The organism is Pseudomonas sp. IT-P74 (assembly GCF_949768175.1).
In the GTDB taxonomy this organism is placed as follows: Bacteria; Pseudomonadota; Gammaproteobacteria; order Pseudomonadales; family Pseudomonadaceae; genus Aquipseudomonas.
Genome location: NZ_CATKQD010000011.1, coordinates 436,889 through 454,644, shown reverse-complemented (window position 1 = coordinate 454,644; position 17,756 = coordinate 436,889). Strand labels below are relative to the sequence as shown.

The window sequence follows — 17,756 nt, the reverse complement described above, 5'->3', positions numbered from 1 at the left end:
TTCTACGCCCCGTTACCATTGAGCCTCCCGCACCCCCAATGAACATTGATCATGGCCCTCGCCGCACCGCCTGACCTGAGTGACACCGATGTGCCCGTGCAGCCGCTGGCGCGCACCTATCCGCGCGGGTTGTACATCGAGCCCCATGAGCACGTCTGGGGCCAGTTGCTGTATGCGATGAGCGGGGTGATGTGGGTCGAGACGCCGCACGAGGCGCTGGTGGTGCCGCCGCAGCGGGCGGTGTGGTTGCCGCCCGGCGTACCTCATGGAATTCGTGTGGTGTCCGACCTGCAAATGCGCAACATCTACCTGCGGCCGTCCCTGGCCGCGACCCTGGATGACCGCGTTCAGGTGATCGAGGTCGGCGGCTTGCTGCGCGAACTGATCGTCGGCCTGGTGGAGCAGGGCAACGACGGTGCGCCCGAGTATTACGATGCGCTGGTGGGCCTGGCGCTGCTGGAACTCAAGCGGGCCAGGCGCTCGTTGCTGAAAATCCCGCTGCCAGACGATTCCGACAGGCGATTGATGAATTTGTGTCAGGCGGTCATGGCCGCGCCTTCACTGGATATTCCTTTCGAACAACATGCGGATAACGCCGGAGCCAGCGTGCGCACCCTGGCGCGACTGTTCAAGGACGGCTTGGGCATGGGCTTCGCCGAGTGGCGGCGTCAGGTGCAACTGGCGACGGCGGTGGCCGAGTTGATCCAGGGCGTACCGGTCAGCGCGATTGCCCGGGAGCTGGGCTATTCACCGAGCAGCTTCAGCGACATGTTTCGTCGTGAACTGGGCGTTGCGCCTTCGCAGTTTCCGGCGGCGCAACGCCAGGACTGAGTTCGCCGAGGCCAGGCTTTGGCCGAAATTCAGAAGCACTTGGCCGATGCTCAAAGGCATCGCCTTCTAGACTCAGCGCATACCTCAATTGCCCCCGGAGTCTGCCATGAACTACCTCGTGTCAGTGGCCATCGGTCTGGGCGTCGGTTTGCTCTACGGCGCCCTGGACTTTCGTTCCCCCGCACCCCCGGCCATCGCGCTGGTGGGCCTGCTCGGCATGCTTGCCGGCGAAAAGCTCTGGCCGATGGGGCGGGGGCTGGTGGCTGGCTGGATCTCCTGAACCCTTTTCGACTCGATGGATACGCCCATGAAAGCTCTGCAATTCGATAAAACCGGTGATCTCTCGGCCCTGCGCTACGTCGAGGTGCCTACACCTGTGCCAGGCACCGATGAAGTGCTGGTCCAGATCAAGGCCGCCGGCCTCAACCCGAGCGATGTCAAGAACGTGCTGGGGCGTTTTCCCTACACCACCTTGCCGCGGATTCCCGGTCGTGACTTTGCCGGTGTTGTCGTGGCCGGCCCGCAGGCGCTGATCGGTCAGGAGGTCTGGGGCACGGGCAAGGAACTGGGGTTTTTCGCCGACGGTTCACACGCGCAGTTCGTCAAGCTGCCGGCCAACGGCGTGGCGCTCAAACCCACGCATTTGAGCTTCACGCAGGCCGCCAGCCTTGGTGTGCCCTACACCACGGCGTGGGATGCTCTGGAACGCAGCCTGGTGACGGCCGAAACCCGATTGCTGGTCATCGGTGGCGGGGCAGTCGGCAGTGCCGCGCTGGCCTTGGCCAAGGTGCGCGGTGCCCGGGTGCTGGCGGCCGCGCGGCGTCCGGAGCAGGTCAAGGACTTGCAGGATCAGGGTTATCAGACCCTGCAACTGGATAAACCCGAAGACCTCGGGGCTCAGGTCAACGCCGTCTATGCCGACGGCGCCGACGTGATTTTCGACACCACCGGTTTCTGGCTGCCGGCCTCGGTACCCGCCCTGGCCGCGTTCGGCCGCATCGCGATCATCGCGGCGCCTGTGGACGGTCACGTGCAGTTGCCGTCGCTGGCGTTGTATCGCAAGGGTGGCTCGGTGGTGGGGATCAACTCGTTGCTGTACGGAGTGCAGGCGTGTGCGGCGATGCTCGACCAGTTCGGCCGGTTCTTCGACCAGGACCTGTTGCCGTTACCCCAGGGTTTGTTCGAGTCGCCATTGGCCGAAGGCCTTGAGCGTTATGCCGAGGTGAATCAGGGCAGTGGCGACAAGGTGATTCTGCTGCCCTGACCCAACCCCTGTGGGAGCGAGCCTGCTCGCGAAGGCGTAGTGAGATTCAATATCCATGTCGACTGACATGGCCTCTTCGCGAGCAAGCCCGCTCCCACAAAGTCCGTGGCTGTGCAACACCTTGCGCATGCCTCGCTCTGCTAGAATCGGCCCCATTGACCCAATGAGGTACCCCTATGAGCGAGCCGATTCGCCTGACCCAATACAGCCACGGCGCCGGTTGCGGTTGCAAGATTTCCCCTCAGGTGCTGGAAGTGATCCTGGCCGGCAGCGGGGCGCAGAACCTCGACCCGAAGCTTTGGGTCGGCAATGCCTCGCGCGATGATGCGGCGGTGTATGCCATTGACGAGGAACGCGGCGTGGTCTCGACCACCGACTTTTTCATGCCGATCGTCGACGATCCCTTCGATTTCGGCCGAATTGCCGCCACCAATGCCATCAGCGACATCTATGCGATGGGCGGCGATCCCTTGATGGCGATAGCGATTCTGGGCTGGCCGGTGAACGTGCTGGCGCCGGAAGTTGCCCGGGAAGTGATACGCGGCGGCCGCGCGGTGTGTGACGCGGCGGGTATCCCGCTGGCAGGCGGGCACTCCATCGACGCGCCGGAACCGATCTTTGGCCTGGCTGTGACCGGTCTGGTGGAAAAGCGCCACATGAAACGCAACGACACCGCCACGGCCGGTTGCCTGCTATACCTGACCAAGCCCCTGGGGATCGGCATCCTTACGACCGCCGAGAAAAAGGGCAAATTGCGCAACGCCGACATCGGCCTGGCCCGGGACTGGATGTGCACCCTGAACAAACCCGGCAGCCGTTTCGGCAAGCTCGACGGCGTGACCGCGATGACCGATGTCACCGGTTTCGGCTTGCTCGGGCACCTGGTGGAAATGGCCGACGGCAGCCAGCTCACGGCGCGCATTGAATATGAACGCGTACCGCGCCTGCCGGGGGTGGAGTATTACCTGGAACAGGGCTGCGTACCGGGCGGGACTTTGCGCAATTTCGACAGCTACGCCAGCAAGCTCGGACGCCTTCAGGAACTGCACAAACGCGTGCTCTGCGATCCGCAGACCAGCGGTGGCCTGCTGATTGCCGTGACGCCGCAAGGCAACGAGCAATTCCTCTCAGTGGCCGCCGAACTGGGCCTGAGCCTGGAACCGATCGGTGAACTGGTCGAGCGACAGAGCAACGCGGTCGAGGTGTATTGATGTTCGTCGACTGCACTGATTACCGCGATATCTTCCTCAACGATCGGCCCATGATGGACGCCCGCGCGCCGGTCGAATTCAACAAGGGCGCGTTTCCCGGCGTGATCAACCTGCCGTTGATGAATGACCATGAACGCCAGCGGGTCGGCACCTGCTACAAGCAGCACGGCCAACAAGCGGCCATCGTGCTGGGGCATCAACTGGTGTCGGGGGCGGTCAAGGCCGAACGCATCCAGGCCTGGGCCGATTTTTCCCGGGCGCATCCGGATGGCTTGCTGTATTGCTTTCGCGGCGGCCTGCGCTCGCAGATAGTCCAGCAATGGCTCAAGGACGAGGCCGGTATCGACTATCCACGGGTGGGCGGCGGCTACAAGGCCATGCGCACCTTCCTGCTGGACACCCTCGATCAAGCCGTGACCCAGTGTGATTTCGTCCTGCTGGGCGGCATGACCGGCACCGGCAAGACCGAGGTGCTCACGCAACTGGGCAACGCCGTGGACCTTGAAGGCCATGCCAACCATCGCGGCTCCAGTTTCGGCAAGCGCGCAACGGGCCAACCCTCGAATATCGACTTCGAAAACCGCTTGGCCATCGACGTGCTGAAAAAACGCGCCCGGGGCATCGAGCAGTTCGTACTGGAAGACGAAAGCCGTGCGGTGGGCAGTTGTGCGCTGCCGTTGCCGCTGTACCAGGGCATGCAGCAGTTCCCGATGGTCTGGCTGGAAGACAGCCTGGAAGGTCGGGTCGAGCGGATCCTGCGCGATTACGTGGTGGATCTGTGCGCCGAATTCATCGACGTGCATGGCGAGGAGGGCTTTGCGTTGTTTTCCGAACGCTTGCTGGCGAGCCTGAACAATGTGCAGAAACGCCTGGGTGGCGAACGTCATCGTCGCATGTTGGTTTTGATGGAGGATGCGTTGGCGGAGCAGGCCCGCAGTGGCGCGGTGGATCTGCACCGGGGCTGGATCGAAGGGTTGCTGCGCGAGTATTACGATCCGATGTACGCGTTTCAGCGGGAGAAGAAAGACGCGCGGATCGAGTTTGCCGGGGAGCGGGGGGCGGTTCTCGAGTATCTGCGCGAGCGGGGCAGACAGAAAGGTTGAGGGTGTTTTTGCCGGCCCCATCGCGAGCAAGCTCGCTCCTACACTGGATCTGCGCCGTACACAAAAACCGTGTTCACAGAAGATTACTGTAGGAGCGAGCCTGCTCGCGATGAGGCCCAATCAGACAAAGCAAAACCTCAGGTCGGGCAAGTTTCAGCGCCATTATCCAGACCCTGTTTGTACACATGGCTCTGCAAACTGGCCTTGCCGTTATGCCAGGTCAGGGTCAACACATACAGCGAGTCATAGTCGCTGGACTCCCAGTCATCGGTGATGGTCGTTTTCTTGCCGGTAGCGTCGCCGGCCACCTTGTTGATCAGCTCCGGCAGGTAACCGTGGGACCAGGCGGTGTAGATGATCGAGTTGTGGTACTTGTCGTGCAGCAGCTCATCGGCCAGGTCACTGGTGTCATTGGCGGAAAAATTGATGTTCACCGGCAGGCCCAGCTTGATGGCGCTGGGGCTGATGGTCATCAGGGGGCGGATGTAGCTGTAGGAATTGTCGAGCTCGCCTTCCTCGACGTTACGGGTCGGGTTCGCCGCGAACACATAGTTGGCCTTGCCGAACTTTTCCGGCAGCAGCGTGGCCAGGTCGATGGCGCGGTTCAGTCCCTGGCAATTGAGCTGGCCCAGGCCACCGTCGGGTTTTTCCCCGTGGCGCAGGAAGACCAGCGTCTGGGTGCCATCCATCGGTTGGGCGCGACTCAGACCGGATTCCAGCGACAGGAACAACGCGCTGACCACCAGCAAGGCGGGCAACAGCAGGTAAGCTCGATGTCTGAAACGTTGGGCAAAATTGAACAGGTTCATGAGTAAAGGGTCTTCAGCGTAATTCAGTTAAGGCTGACAAACCTTTCCACCACGATTGTCCTGCGTCGGGTGTTTTCCATGTCATTGAAGCCGGTCCGTTATCAAAGGGGGTGGTGCTCAGAGTCCCCTGAACCCGTTTGGTTCGATTCCGGCCGAGTGGGCGGCAATGTACCGGTAACCTTCACGGGTTTGCAGCGAAGGTTATCGACAGGATGTTGCACAATTGTGGACACCCTACACTCAATGGCGTTGAAACGGTCGTGATCTCTTTTGATCTCCTCTATCAGCGAGATCGATGGTTTCAAGGGATCGCTGAGCGGATATCTACATTATGATCGTCACTCTCAATGTCTTCGTGGATCCCGCCCATGACCGATTTGTCCGCATTTCCCATCACCCGCAAATGGCCTGCCCAGTATCCGGAGTGGATTCAGCTGTACTCCTTGCCGACCCCCAACGGCGTCAAGGTCTCGATCATGCTCGAAGAGATCGGCCTGCCGTATGAGCCTCACCGGGTAGGCTTCGACACCAATGACCAGATGTCCCCGGAATTTCTTTCCCTCAATCCCAACAACAAGATCCCGGCGATCCTCGACCCCCACGGTCCGGATGACCAGCCGCTGGCGCTGTTCGAATCGGGAGCGATTCTGATCTACCTGGCCGACAAGAGCGGGCAACTGCTGGCCCAGGAGTCGGCAGCGCGCTACGAAACGATCCAGTGGCTGATGTTCCAGATGGGTGGTATTGGTCCGATGTTCGGCCAGCTCGGGTTTTTCAACAAATTCGCCGGCAAGGACTACGAAGACAAGCGTCCCCGTGACCGCTACGTCGAGGAAAGCAGGCGCCTGCTCAAGGTACTCGACGGCCGGCTGCAAGGGCGTGACTGGATCATGGGCGAGCGCTACACCATCGCCGACATCGCCACCTTCCCGTGGGTGCGCAACCTGATCGGCTTTTATGAGGCTGGCGATCTGGTGGGCATCCAGAACTTCCCTAACGTCACGCGGGTGCTGGAACGCTTCCTGGCGCGGCCGGCGGTGGTGCGCGGGTTGCAGATTCCAAGTCCTGTCGCGAGCTGATACACCGCATAACCTGTGGGAGCGAGCCTGCTCGCGATGGCGTAGTGTCAGGCAGCATTTGTATCGACTGACCCACCGCTTTCGCGAGTAAGCCCGCTCCCACAAGGGGATATGGTGTTCTCAGGGCGCGCCAAAAAACGGTCGGATCCCGTGATCACGGAAATACCGTTCGATCACTTTCGGGTCCGAACAGGTTTCGGCAATTGCCACATAGGTATCGGGTCGCAACAGATAAAAGCCGTTGCGCCCCAGACCCGCTGCTTCGAACGCCGGTCGCCAGTCGAATACGTGCAGCGGCAGGTGGTGCTCGTGGCACCAGGCGATCATCTCGTCGCTGGTGTCGCCATAGACATGCACCTGCCAGGTCAGGCACTTGAGCGACTCGAAATTATCCCCCTCGCCGTCATGGGCCCAGGGCAGGCGATCACCGCCATGCACATGCCCGGCAACGCCGGTACTCAGCGGCATTCCACGATAATTCAGGGTGATCTGCGACACCGTGCGAAACAGGAACTGGCGGGAGGTTTCGAACGCGGTCATTTTCGGTAACAAGAACGGGGCCAGGCGCGTACGCAGCAAATCGGCAATCGGCCCGTCGGCAGTGACGAACGTGAAGACCCGATCGGTGGTCGCCACCAGTTTGCGCGCAAACGCAATGCGCTCGGTTTCATAGGTGTCGAGCAGCCTGGCCTCGGCACCGCCGCTCAACACGGCCGCCAGTTTCCAGGCCAGGTTGATGGCATCGCCAATCCCGGTGTTCATGCCCTGGCCGCCCGCCGGGCTGTGCACATGGGCGGCATCACCCAGCAAAAACGCCCGCTCTTTGCGGAAGTGATCCGCCACCCGATGGTGCACGCGGTAGGTCGAAAACCAGTTCAGTTGCTCGATCTGCACCTTCATGTGCTCGATGGCCCGGCTGCTGACATCCTCGAAGCGCAGGGTCTCGGCGTGTTCGGCGCGCTCGTCGCGCACCGTGCCGATCAAGCGCGCGCGACCCGTGTCTGCCAGCGGGAACACGGCGAGGAAGTCCGCCTCGTCGAGATCCACATGCAGTTCGCCGTTGAATGTCGGGCCGCTGGCCTGCACGTCGGCGACGTAGAAAATCTGTTGGTAAGTCCCGCCGGGAAACCCGGTATCCAGGGTCTTGCGCACAATCGACCGGGCACCGTCGCATCCGGCCAGATAACAGGCCTGGCAGATTTCCTGCTGGCCGTCGGGCAGCTGCAGCGTGGCCGTGATGCCGTCTGCGGTTTGCTCGAAGCCTGCCAGTTCAGTGTTGCGTTCCACCGTAATGCCGAAGGCTTGCAGGCGCTCGATCAGCAGCCGTTCGTGTTCGTCCTGCGGGAATATCTCGAGAAACGAGTAAGGTGTCAGGCCCTCGCCGATCCGGGACAGAGGCAGGCGTGCCACGGGCTCACCCTTGACCCAGAAGTTGCCGGCCTTTACTTGATGGCCGTGTTGCACCACAGCCTCGTCCAGTCCGAGTTGGCGATACAACTCCAGCGTCCGTGCCTGGACGGCCAGCGCCCGGGACGTGGTGCCGGGGGCCGAGGTTTTGTCGACGATCCGCACGCGCACCCCCAGTTTGCTTAGCCACAACGCCAGGACCAGCCCGGTCGGGCCGGCGCCGATGATCAACACGTCGCTGCGGTGCATGACCTGTCCTCCTCGCTGTGTGAATCAAGTATGGTCCAGTCGGGGAGGGCGGCAACCGTCTGACTGCCACGGACGTAGCCGCTGACCTGCCATTGGTCGTATGGTTGGCCCGGACAAACGGATTAGATGGAACGACATGCAAATCAGATTGATCACAAGCGTTGCCGTATTGCTGATATTGGCCGGTTGCGGCAGCCAACGGACCCAGGAACCGGCGGCGCGCAGCCCGGCCGAAGTGAAGGCCGAGATTGTTCGTTTGCTGCCGGCCAAGGCCGCCGATCCCCAGGGTTGGGCCACGGATATCCAGGTGGCGTTTACCGCGCAAGACATCTCGCCGACCACGCAAAACCTGTGCTCGGTGCTGGCGGTGACTGAACAGGAGTCGACCTTTCAGGTCGATCCGAACGTACCGGGCCTTGGCAAGATCGCCCGTGACGAGATCGACCGCCGTGCCGCCAAGGCACATATTCCCCGCCTGCTGGTGAGCGGTGCGTTAATGCTCGATTCGCCCAATGGCAAAAGCTACAGCAACCGCCTGAATGCCGCGCGCAGTGAAAAGGAACTGAGCGCTGTTTTTGACGACTTCATCGGCATGGTGCCGATGGGCAAGAAGCTGTTCGGCGGCTTCAACCCGGTGCATACCGGCGGGCCGATGCAGGTCAGCATTGATTTTGCCGAACAGCAGGCCAAGGGCTATCCGTATCCGGTGAAAGGCTCGATTCGTCATGAAGTGTTCACCCGGCGCGGCGGCATGTATTTCGGCATCGCGCATCTGCTCGGGTATCCGGTCAGTTACCCACAGCCGTTGTACCGCTTTGCGGACTTCAACGCGGGTTGGTACGCCAGCCGTAACGCTGCATTCCAGAACGCGGTGAGCCGGGCTTCCGGTATCCCGTTGGCGCTGGATGGCGACCTGGTGCGCTACGGTTCGATCATGCCCGGCACCACGGAACTGGCCGTGCGTACCCTTGGCAAGCAACTGGACATGCGCAATCCGACGATCCGCGACCAACTGGAAGAGGGGAACACCCTGGCGTTCGAAGACAGTAAACTCTATCGGCGGGTTTTCGAACTGGCCGAACGGGCCGAGGGCCGGCCGTTACCCCGTGAAGTGTTGCCGGGGATCGTGCTGCAAAGCCCGAAAATCACCCGCAAACTCACCACCGCCTGGTTCGCCAAGCGAGTCGATGAACGCTACCAGCGCTGCATGGCGCGGGCGGGGAAGTAATCGCGGCGCAAAAAAGCATAAAAAACCCGGCGGGTAAGGCCGGGTTTTCATTGAGTCCCGCGGTCAAGCACTGCATTCAGACAGCGCGGCTTTCGATCAGACGGTCCGAGCCACCTTCGGCAACGCGGTTTTGCAGCAGTTTGTCGGAACCGCCTTCAGCGACGCGGTTTTGCAGGAGCTTGTCGGAACCGCCTTCGGCAACGCGGTTTTGCAGCAGTTTGTCGGAACCACCTTCGGCAACGCGGTTTTGCAGGAGCTTGTCGGAACCGCCTTCGGCAACACGTTTTTCCAGCAGGCGATCCGAACCACCTTCGGCCACGCGATTCTCGATCAGGCGATCGGAGCCACCCTCGGCCACACGGCTTTCAATCAGACGATCCGAGCCGCCTTCAGCGACCACAGGTTGAGCAGAGTTTGCGGCGAAAGCGTTAACGGCGAAAACCGAGAAAGCGATGCTGAGGAGGGTTTGGCGTTTCATGATGGTGTGCTCCGGGGTGCTTATGGGTTGGTATGGAGCAGATGTTACGCCGGGGATTTTTTAAGAGAACTTCATTGAGGTGATGGTGAACATCGACGGCAATGATAGGACCGACGCCACTCCTCTTGTGAGCGTGATGGTGCGGTCGTCGGATGGCTACGGTGTGGTCGGTGGCGGCTTCTACACTGGATAGCTGGCGCGTTCCTCTGCCGCGACGGTCGATGTGGCCCGGCAGAGGTCGAGGTATGCAAGGAGACGTTTATGTACCAGCTCTACGGCCATCAGAACTCCGGGGCGGCGGCCATCGAGGCTGCTCTTGAACTCTGTGATGTTCCTTATCGCTTCATCGATGTCGAGACGTCCGCGGAGGCGGCCCAGACGCTGGAAAAACTCAACCCGCTCAAACAGATTCCGACCTTGCAGCTACCCGATGGCGCTGTCCTGACCGAGAGCGCGGCGATCCTGATCCACCTCGGGTTGACCTTTCCCGCATCGGGATTGTTGCCGCAGGATCCGGCCGAGCGAGGCCAGGCCATTCGCGGCATGGCCTACATCGTCAGCAATTGCTATGCGGCCATCGGCATCATCGATTACCCCGAACGCTGGCTGGCCGAGGCGGATGAGTCGTCCAGGCAGAACCTCATGGAGGGCACCCGCCGGCGCCTGCACTGGAGTTGGGAGGTGTTTGCCGATCAGTTTTCGGGCGAGTTGTACCTGGGCAGTGAGAAGCCAGGGGCCCTGGATGTGCTGGCGGCGGTGATCTCGCGATGGGCGGGCAGCCGGGAACATTTGCGCAACGCCCGGCCTGGTTTTTTCGCCTGGCTGGAACGCATCGACCGCCACCCGGCACTGGCACCGGTGTTCGCTCGGCATTGGCCGGCCTGACCCCCCCCTGTAGGAGCGAGCCTGCTCGCGATGGCGGCTTATCATTCAACATCTAAGTGACTGACATACCGCCATCGCGAGCAGGCTCGCTCCTACAGGGGGGCGGCGTGTGCGGATTCACTCCCCGCGAATGTACTGCTCCAACTGCTTGATCAGCTCCGCCTGTTCGGCAATGGCTTCCTTGACCAGGTCACCGATCGACAGCAGGCCGATCAATTTGCCACCTTCGACCACCGGCAAGTGACGCAGGCGTTTATCGGACATGATGCCCAGGCAGGTATCCACGGTTTGATGGGTGTCGACGGTAATCACCGGTGACACCATGATGTCGCGCACCGGCGTGCCCACCGAAGAGCGGCCGTGCAGCACCAGTTTTCGCGCGTAGTCCCGTTCGCTGATAATGCCCAGCACTTCATCATTATCCACCACCAGCAAGGCCCCGACGTTTTTCTCGGCCATCTTCATCAGTGCTTCGAGCACCATGTGGTCGGGTTTGATCTGGTGCACTTCCTGATTCTTCTGATCTTTGAGCTTGAGCAGTTGGGCGACGGTTTTCATGGTGGTTACTCGGGTGTTGTCGTTGTTCTTGAAGAATCGTAGACGCGAGCGTTCTGGGCAAGGGCGAATGCGGCAGATAACACGCAAAAAACGTTATTCGGCGGTTTTTTTCGGCAAACCCCTCATTTAAGGCCAACGAACCACCTGTGGGAGCGGTGTCTGCCTGATAGACCGGCGACGAACGCGCTATCGCCACCGATGGCGGGTAGAATCACCCTCTGAATCAGTTTCGAGGTTTGCAGTGGTGGATCTACAGCAGGGCTTCGTCCTGACCCGGCATTGGCGCGACACCCCGGTCGGTACGGAGGTCGAGTTCTGGCTGGCGACCGACAGCGGTCCCCGGCGTCTGCGCTTGCCTCATCAACCATCGGTGGCGTTCATCCCCGCTGCGCAGCGTCAGCCCGCAGAAAGCGTTTTGCATGGCGAGAAGAACGTCGAGCTCAGGCCTCTGGCCCTGCAGGACTTCGAACATCGCCCGGTCCTCGGACTTTACTGCCAGCAACATGGCCAGTTGATGCGCCTGGAAACCGCGCTGCGCCGGGCCGGTGTCGAGGTGTTCGAAGCCGACGTGCGCCCGCCGGAACGCTACATGATGGAACGCTTCATCACCGCGCCGGTGCGTTTCAGTGGCACGCCGAATGCCGAGGGCCTGCTGCTCGACGCCCAGATGAAACCGGATGCCGATTACCGGCCGAGCCTGAAACTCGTATCCCTGGACATCGAGACCACCGCCCAGGGCGAGTTGTATTCCATCGCCCTGGAAGGCTGCGGCGAGCGTCAGGTGTACATGCTCGGTCCACCCAATGGCGACGCCAGCCAGGTGGATTTCCAGCTCGAATACTGCGATTCGAGAACCCTGCTGCTGAAAAAGCTCAACGACTGGTTTGCCCGGTTCGACCCGGACGCGATCATCGGCTGGAACGTCGTGCAGTTCGACTTGCGGGTGCTCCACGAACACGCCCGACGCCTGGCGGTGCCGTTGAAACTGGGGCGTGGCGGCGAGGAAATGCAGTGGCGTGAACACGGCAGCGGCAACCACTACTTCGCTTCAGCCGCTGGTCGCTTGATCATCGACGGTATCGAGGCCCTGCGTTCGGCGACCTGGAGTTTCCCCTCGTTCAGCCTGGAAAACGTCGCACAAACCTTGCTCGGCGAGGGCAAGTCCATCGACAACCCGTACCAGCGCATGGACGAAATCAATCGCATGTTCGCCGAGGACAAACCGGCGCTGGCCAAATACAACCTCAAGGACTGCGAACTGGTTACGCGGATTTTTGCCAGGACCGAGTTGCTCACCTTCCTGCTGGAGCGGGCCAGCGTCACCGGTTTGCCGGCCGATCGCATGGGCGGTTCGGTGGCCGCGTTCACGCACCTGTACATGCCGCTGATGCACCGTCAGGGTTTCGTTGCGCCGAACCTCGGTGGCAAGCCACCCGAAGCCAGCCCCGGCGGTTTTGTCATGGATTCGCAGCCGGGGCTGTACGAGTCGGTGCTGGTGCTCGACTACAAAAGCCTCTATCCGTCGATCATCCGCACCTTCCTGATTGACCCCGTGGGATTGATTGAAGGGCTCAAGCACCCGGACGACAGCGAGTCGGTGCCGGGTTTTCGTGGCGCGCGCTTTTCCCGCACCCGACATTGCCTGCCATCCATCGTCGCCCGGGTGGCCGAAGGCCGGGAAACCGCCAAGCGCGAACACAACGCGCCGCTGTCCCAGGCGCTGAAAATCATCATGAACGCCTTCTACGGCGTACTCGGCTCCAGCGGTTGTCGCTTCTTCGACACGCGCCTGGCGTCGTCCATCACCTTGCGCGGGCACGAAATCATGCTGCGCACCCGTCAGTTGATCGAAGCCCAGGGCCATGCGGTGATTTACGGCGACACCGACTCGACGTTCGTCTGGCTGCGTCGCGCCCATGGCCAGCAGGAGGCGGCGCAGATCGGCCACGCGCTGGTGGCGCACGTCAATCAGTGGTGGCGCGAGCACGTGCAGCAGGAATACGGCCTGCAGAGCGTTCTCGAATTGCAGTTCGAGACCCACTACAAGCGTTTTTTGATGCCGACCATTCGCGGCGCCGAGGAAGGCAGCAAGAAGCGCTACGCCGGGCTGGTCACCCGGGAGGATGGCAGCGACGAAATGGTCTACAAAGGCCTGGAAACCGTGCGCACCGACTGGTCGCTGCTGGCTCGGCAATTCCAGCAGGAGCTGTATTCGCGGATCTTCCTGCGCAAGCCCTACCAGGATTATGTGCGTGACTACGTGCGCAAGACCCTGGCCGGTGAATTCGATGACCGGCTGATCTACCGCAAACGCCTGCGCCGCACCCTCGATGACTATCAGCGTAACGTGCCGCCCCATGTGCGCGCGGCACGCCTGGCCGACGAGTACAACGACCGCCAGGGCCGCCCGCGGCAATACCAGAACGGCGGCTGGATCAGCTACGTGATCACCGTCGCCGGCCCTGAACCGCTGGAAGTGCGCAGCGCGCCCATCGATTACGACCACTACATCACTAAACAGCTGCAACCGGTGGCGGACGCCATACTGCCGTTTGTACACGACGACTTCTCAACCCTGGTTGGGGGGCAACTGGGCCTGTTTTGAGTCCATCAGCGACAAGGTCCAGTCATCCAGGATGCCATGGAAGTACTGATTCAAGGCTTGCTGGAAAAGGCTGTCGGCATCGGTGACCTGGGCAAACAGGGTCATCGAGGAATGAAACTTCAAGTCGTCGGGATGGCCGAAAATCCCGGCCACCGAACGCTCCCGGATGTTCAGTACTTCCTGGGTGCAGGTGCGTAGCCGGGCGCCCAGCAACGGATGCTCAAGGTAGGCCAGAGCTTCCTCCCGCGAGCGGATGGCAAAGCGGCGCGACATCTCGCTGCCGCCGAGCCCGGCAAACTGGGGAAAAATGAACCACATCCAGTGACTGCGCTTGTGCCCGTTGTTCAGCTCGGTTTGAACCCGGTCGAACACCGGGTCTTGAGCATCGAGAAAACGTTGCAGATTGAACGGGTCCTGGTGGTCGGTGCTTCTCATGGTGAAGCTCTCTGACTGACTGCGGTGGTTCAGACCATGGCCAGCCGCTGTTTGCGTTGTGGCGCGTGAAACGCTTGGTCCAGCGCCTCCAGATCCCCGGCTTCAAGCTGCAATCGGGCAGCTTGGGCATTGAGCCGTACATGCTCGGAGCGGACCGCTTTGGGGATGGCGATCACGCCGTCCTTACGCAGAATCCATGCCAGTGCCACTTGTGCAGGCGTCGCGTCGTGTCGGGCGGCCACCTGTTTGAGGGTGGCATTGGCGAGCAATTTTCCGCCCTGGTCGATCGGGCAGTAAGCCATGACCGGCAACCGCTGTTGCTGGCTCCAGGGCAGTAAATCAAATTCTATGCCCCGTTGTGCCAGGTTGTAGAGCACCTGATTGGTGGCGCAGGCCGGGGCGTCCAGTTCCAGCAAGTCGTCGAGGTCGAAATTGGACACGCCCCAACGCCCGATCTTGCCGTCTTCGCGCAGGCGTTCGAAGGCTTCAACGGTTTCTTCCAGCGGATACTGGCCGCGCCAATGCAGCAGATACAGATCGATGTAATCGGTGCCAAGCCTGCGCAGGCTTCGCTCGCAAGCCAGGGGAATGCCCTGGCGACTGGCGTTGTGCGGGTACACCTTGCTGACCAGAAAGACGCTGTCGCGCTGGCCGGCAATGGCATCGCGGACCACTTCCTCGGCACCGCCTTCGGCGTACATTTCCGCGGTGTCGATCAGGGTCATGCCCAGTTCGATACCCAGGCGCAGTGCAGCGACTTCTTGCGTGTGCCGTGAACGGTCTTCGCCCATCTGCCAGGTCCCCTGGCCGATGACCGGGACCCTGGTGCCAGCCAGTTCAAGCGTGCGCATGCAAACCTCCTTTATGAATGCCGATGACTATTTCTGTGGGCAGCAGAATAGTCCATCGGTTCCGCCGCGGGCTGTGATCTCTTGAGCTGCACCTTGCCGGTGATCGATTGCTCTGTGCCGATACTGCACTTTTTCGAAATGTCCGGCTCTATCCATGGCAGCCTGCGGCGATCCCCACCGCCGGCCCATGCCCAAGTCCAAGAACCCATGGCTCGAGTTTCACCCGCGATCACTACTAAAATCCGCCGTCATTGCCTGCTGCTGGCAGGTCTGTCGATATTCTTCGTCACCGGTTGCAGCCAGCAACAGGGCGGCGACATCATCGACCAGATGCGCGAAGGCAAACCCCAGGAGTTCCTGCAGACCAGCGTCGACCGCATGGCCACCCTGACCATGCGCGACAACCTCGACAGCCTTTACCTGTTGATGAGCAAGCTCTACCTGCGTAACCCCGATGAACTGAAAAAATCCGGTTTCCTCGATGCCCGCACCGCCGGCAAGCAAGTGCGCATGGCCATCGAGTTGCAGCAGCCCTTACCGACCCTGGGCGGCAAAAAGGACCTTGCGGCCCTGCGTTTTGCCATGAGCCCGGAGTTTCTGGGCGATCGGGTCGGCGCGTTCATCTATGCCGTCGGCAGCATGCTGGTGACCGCCCATGGCAATCGCCTCGAGTTCTACATGACCGATACGATCAACCCGGTATTCGTCAGCAATGCCGCGCGCAACATCGAGATCGCCACCTGGATCCTCAGCCAGCGACAGAACAAAGAGGGCCAGCCCTTGCTGTTCTCCAATGAAATCTCGGAGGAGGGCAGCAACCTGAGCTTTGCCGTCGAGTTCGGCAAGATCGTCGCCCGGCTGGACCTGCTGACCCAGATGCTCGACGAACGCTACCGGCGCATCGGCCTGAACTATGCCCAGAGCCTGCTGTTCCTGAATTTCCTGCCGGTGCAGTGAACTCAGCACCGCTCCCACAGGGGGGATTGAGCTCAGGGTATAAAGATAGATCGCATCGATATAGCTGGTTATAAGAAATGCCGTTATGCTGCGGGCCGGATTTCCCCTGCGATTGTTGTGGACGTATTCATGGATTTACTGAACATCGGGTTGGTCGTTGCCGGGCTGGTCGTCGGCTTCATCGTCGGCATGACTGGCGTAGGTGGTGGGTCGCTCATGACCCCGATCCTGCTGTGGTTCGGGATCAACCCGGCGACGGCGGTCGGTACCGACCTGCTGTACGCCGCCATCACCAAGTCCAGCGGCGTACTGGTTCACCGCAAGAACAACAACATCGACTGGGCGATTACCGGCTGGCTGACCTTGGGCAGCGTGCCCGCGGTGGCGTTGACGCTGTGGTTCCTCAGTACACTGCACAGCGCCCCCGAGGCGATGAACGCGATCATCAAGCAGTCCCTCGGGTTTGTGTTGTTCGCCACGGCATTGGCGATCCTGTTCAAGAGGCGCCTGCTCGACTTCGCCCACAAACGTGCGGGCGGCAACTACAACCCCAGCGGATTGCGCTTGAACGTGATGACGGTCATCACCGGGCTGGTCCTTGGCGCCGTGGTCGCGCTGACGTCCATCGGTGCCGGTGCGCTGGGCACCGTGGCACTGTTCATTCTCTATCCGATGCTGCCGACCCGCCGCCTGGTGGGGACTGAAATCGCCCATGCCGTGCCGCTGACCCTGGTCGCGGGCCTTGGCCATGCCAGCATGGGCAACATGGATTGGCACGTCCTGGGTTACTTGCTGGTGGGCTCGTTGCCGGGGATTTACCTGGGCAGCCACCTGACCGGGCGTATCTCCGACGAAGTACTGCGCCCTTGCCTGGCGACCATGCTGTTGATGATCGGCTACAAACTGGCGTTCTGATTCAAGCCGTCACGTAAGCTTCATTCGCGGGTGAATATTTCCAGCAGATGCCCGTCCGGGTCATCGAAATACACCCGCCGTCCTCCCGTCTGATCATTGACCTCCCTCAATCATTGCTCACTGCGCCACGGATCGAGCGGGCTGTCATAAGCCCTCATGATTAGCCCAGTCTGTTGCGCAATGACGGCCCTGACCTAAGCTTGGGGCAAGGCGAGACATATTTGCGGTACGTCACCCGGAACGATCGCCGCAATGCGCAATCATTAGAGCGTGGATATCAAAAGGAGATGCGCATGCTCATCAGGTCACTGACCCTGGCTACTTTGCTGGCGATTGCCGGCACCTCGTTCGCCGCCGATGGCGACTCACCACTGGACATGGACAAGGGCAGGGCCCGGCCACTGATCGTCATCGCTCCGAGCACGGTTGATCCGGCCTGGGTCAGCCTGAAAAAGTCCCTGGATGAGCCGGCCAATCGCAAGGGTTTCACCGACCGCAACATGGTGCTCTACACCGTACTGAACCTGATGGGCCAGCGCGACGGCAAGGACCTGGGGCCGCAAGACACGGCGGCACTGATCCGCTCGCTCAAACTGGGTGCCGGCGCCAAGACCAAGGTGATTCTGGTCGGCAAGGACGGCGAAAAGAAACTTGAACAGTCGGACGCCATCAAGCTGGAGGAGATTTTCAGCGCTGTCGATCAGTTGCCGGCGGCCGAGAAAGAATTTACCGCGACCGTGGCCGCTCCCGTCACTGAAGCGGAACCGGCGGCCAAAGGCGCCAAAGGTACAAAATCCGGAAAACCGGCCAAGCCCGCCAAGCCGCCTGAAATGCCGGATGATTGAACCTCAATCTTGTGGCGATGGAAGGTTTTGCTGTGGGAGCGAGCTC

18 protein-coding genes and 1 pseudogene are annotated in these 17,756 nt (G+C 61.2%); 12 read left to right on the top strand and 7 right to left on the bottom strand.

What is annotated here, in order from left to right:
* Positions 1-51: 51 nt before the first annotated feature.
* The 5 genes from ACM6J5_RS11190 to mnmH all read left to right on the top strand — a co-directional run bounded on the left by ACM6J5_RS11190 (position 52) and on the right by mnmH (position 4,409).
* On the top strand, positions 52-831 hold the full coding sequence (locus ACM6J5_RS11190; RefSeq protein WP_095942593.1) for an AraC family transcriptional regulator: 780 nt from the start codon (positions 52-54) through the stop codon (positions 829-831).
* A gap of 106 nt (positions 832-937) precedes the next feature.
* On the top strand, positions 938-1,111 hold the full coding sequence (locus ACM6J5_RS11185) for a DUF1427 family protein (RefSeq protein ID WP_008049832.1): 174 nt from the start codon (positions 938-940) through the stop codon (positions 1,109-1,111).
* Between the two features lie 27 nt (positions 1,112-1,138).
* Entirely contained in the window at positions 1,139-2,095 is a 957-nt protein-coding gene (locus tag ACM6J5_RS11180; RefSeq protein WP_414928512.1) for a quinone oxidoreductase family protein, read from the top strand.
* A 176-nt stretch (positions 2,096-2,271) separates the two neighbouring features.
* Positions 2,272-3,306 (top strand): selenide, water dikinase SelD, encoded by a 1,035-nt coding sequence (selD, locus tag ACM6J5_RS11175; protein ID WP_095946124.1) that lies wholly within the window; start codon positions 2,272-2,274, stop codon positions 3,304-3,306.
* Positions 3,306-4,409: a tRNA 2-selenouridine(34) synthase MnmH gene (gene mnmH, locus ACM6J5_RS11170; RefSeq protein ID WP_414928511.1), complete on the top strand. Its 1,104-nt coding sequence runs from the start codon at positions 3,306-3,308 to the stop codon at positions 4,407-4,409. Before selD ends, mnmH begins: the two co-directional genes overlap by 1 nt.
* A gap of 137 nt (positions 4,410-4,546) precedes the next feature.
* Here the strand turns inward: mnmH and ACM6J5_RS11165 are convergent, their stop codons facing one another.
* A complete protein-coding gene (locus ACM6J5_RS11165) occupies positions 4,547-5,218 on the bottom strand; it encodes a histidine phosphatase family protein (protein ID WP_095946126.1) in 672 nt (223 codons plus the stop codon).
* Positions 5,219-5,586: 368 nt separating this feature from the next.
* Here ACM6J5_RS11165 and ACM6J5_RS11160 point away from each other — a divergent pair, with 368 nt between their 5' ends.
* Positions 5,587-6,297, top strand: a complete 711-nt coding sequence (locus tag ACM6J5_RS11160; RefSeq protein WP_150673426.1) for a glutathione S-transferase family protein — start codon at positions 5,587-5,589, stop codon at positions 6,295-6,297.
* A 120-nt stretch (positions 6,298-6,417) separates the two neighbouring features.
* On the opposite strand, the gene ACM6J5_RS11155 is transcribed toward ACM6J5_RS11160, so the two are convergent.
* Positions 6,418-7,953 carry an FAD-dependent oxidoreductase gene (locus ACM6J5_RS11155; RefSeq protein ID WP_095946128.1) on the bottom strand — a complete coding sequence of 512 codons (1,536 nt, stop codon included), beginning with the start codon at positions 7,951-7,953 and terminating at the stop codon, positions 6,418-6,420.
* Between the two features lie 136 nt (positions 7,954-8,089).
* On the opposite strand from ACM6J5_RS11155, the gene ACM6J5_RS11150 reads away from it, so the two are divergent.
* A complete protein-coding gene (locus ACM6J5_RS11150; RefSeq protein ID WP_414928510.1) occupies positions 8,090-9,181 on the top strand; it encodes a DUF1615 domain-containing protein in 1,092 nt (363 codons plus the stop codon).
* Positions 9,182-9,257: 76 nt separating this feature from the next.
* On the opposite strand, the gene ACM6J5_RS11145 is transcribed toward ACM6J5_RS11150, so the two are convergent.
* The gene (locus tag ACM6J5_RS11145; RefSeq protein ID WP_414928509.1) at positions 9,258-9,659 is read right to left on the bottom strand and encodes a hypothetical protein; all 402 of its coding nucleotides are present in this window, start codon (positions 9,657-9,659) and stop codon (positions 9,258-9,260) included.
* Between the two features lie 261 nt (positions 9,660-9,920).
* On the opposite strand from ACM6J5_RS11145, the gene ACM6J5_RS11140 reads away from it, so the two are divergent.
* On the top strand, positions 9,921-10,544 hold the full coding sequence (locus tag ACM6J5_RS11140; protein WP_414928508.1) for a glutathione S-transferase family protein: 624 nt from the start codon (positions 9,921-9,923) through the stop codon (positions 10,542-10,544).
* Between the two features lie 117 nt (positions 10,545-10,661).
* Here ACM6J5_RS11140 and ACM6J5_RS11135 read toward each other — a convergent pair whose 3' ends face one another.
* Positions 10,662-11,102, bottom strand: coding sequence for a CBS domain-containing protein (locus ACM6J5_RS11135; protein WP_057397016.1), 441 nt, complete (start codon positions 11,100-11,102; stop codon positions 10,662-10,664).
* A 244-nt stretch (positions 11,103-11,346) separates the two neighbouring features.
* Between ACM6J5_RS11135 and ACM6J5_RS11130 the strand changes: the two genes are divergently transcribed.
* A complete protein-coding gene (locus ACM6J5_RS11130) occupies positions 11,347-13,707 on the top strand; it encodes a DNA polymerase II (protein ID WP_414928507.1) in 2,361 nt (786 codons plus the stop codon).
* Here the strand turns inward: ACM6J5_RS11130 and ACM6J5_RS11125 are convergent.
* Positions 13,672-14,142 (bottom strand): DUF1810 domain-containing protein, encoded by a 471-nt coding sequence (locus tag ACM6J5_RS11125; protein WP_095946133.1) that lies wholly within the window; start codon positions 14,140-14,142, stop codon positions 13,672-13,674. The two genes, ACM6J5_RS11130 and ACM6J5_RS11125, sit on opposite strands and share 36 nt — an antisense overlap.
* A gap of 29 nt (positions 14,143-14,171) precedes the next feature.
* Positions 14,172-14,993 carry an aldo/keto reductase gene (locus tag ACM6J5_RS11120; RefSeq protein WP_414928506.1) on the bottom strand — a complete coding sequence of 274 codons (822 nt, stop codon included), beginning with the start codon at positions 14,991-14,993 and terminating at the stop codon, positions 14,172-14,174.
* A 207-nt stretch (positions 14,994-15,200) separates the two neighbouring features.
* Here ACM6J5_RS11120 and ACM6J5_RS11115 point away from each other — a divergent pair, with 207 nt between their 5' ends.
* Positions 15,201-15,950, top strand: a complete 750-nt coding sequence (locus ACM6J5_RS11115; protein ID WP_095946143.1) for a hypothetical protein — start codon at positions 15,201-15,203, stop codon at positions 15,948-15,950.
* A gap of 129 nt (positions 15,951-16,079) precedes the next feature.
* Positions 16,080-16,865: a sulfite exporter TauE/SafE family protein gene (locus ACM6J5_RS11110; protein WP_095946135.1), complete on the top strand. Its 786-nt coding sequence runs from the start codon at positions 16,080-16,082 to the stop codon at positions 16,863-16,865.
* 20 nt (positions 16,866-16,885) lie between these two features.
* On the opposite strand, the pseudogene ACM6J5_RS11105 reads toward ACM6J5_RS11110, so the two are convergent.
* Positions 16,886-16,969 (bottom strand): annotated as a pseudogene (locus ACM6J5_RS11105) (VOC family protein); the annotation flags it as partial.
* 189 nt (positions 16,970-17,158) lie between these two features.
* On the opposite strand from ACM6J5_RS11105, the gene ACM6J5_RS11100 reads away from it, so the two are divergent.
* Entirely contained in the window at positions 17,159-17,710 is a 552-nt protein-coding gene (locus ACM6J5_RS11100) for a DUF4174 domain-containing protein (protein ID WP_095946136.1), read from the top strand.
* The last annotated feature ends 46 nt before the right edge of the window (positions 17,711-17,756 follow it).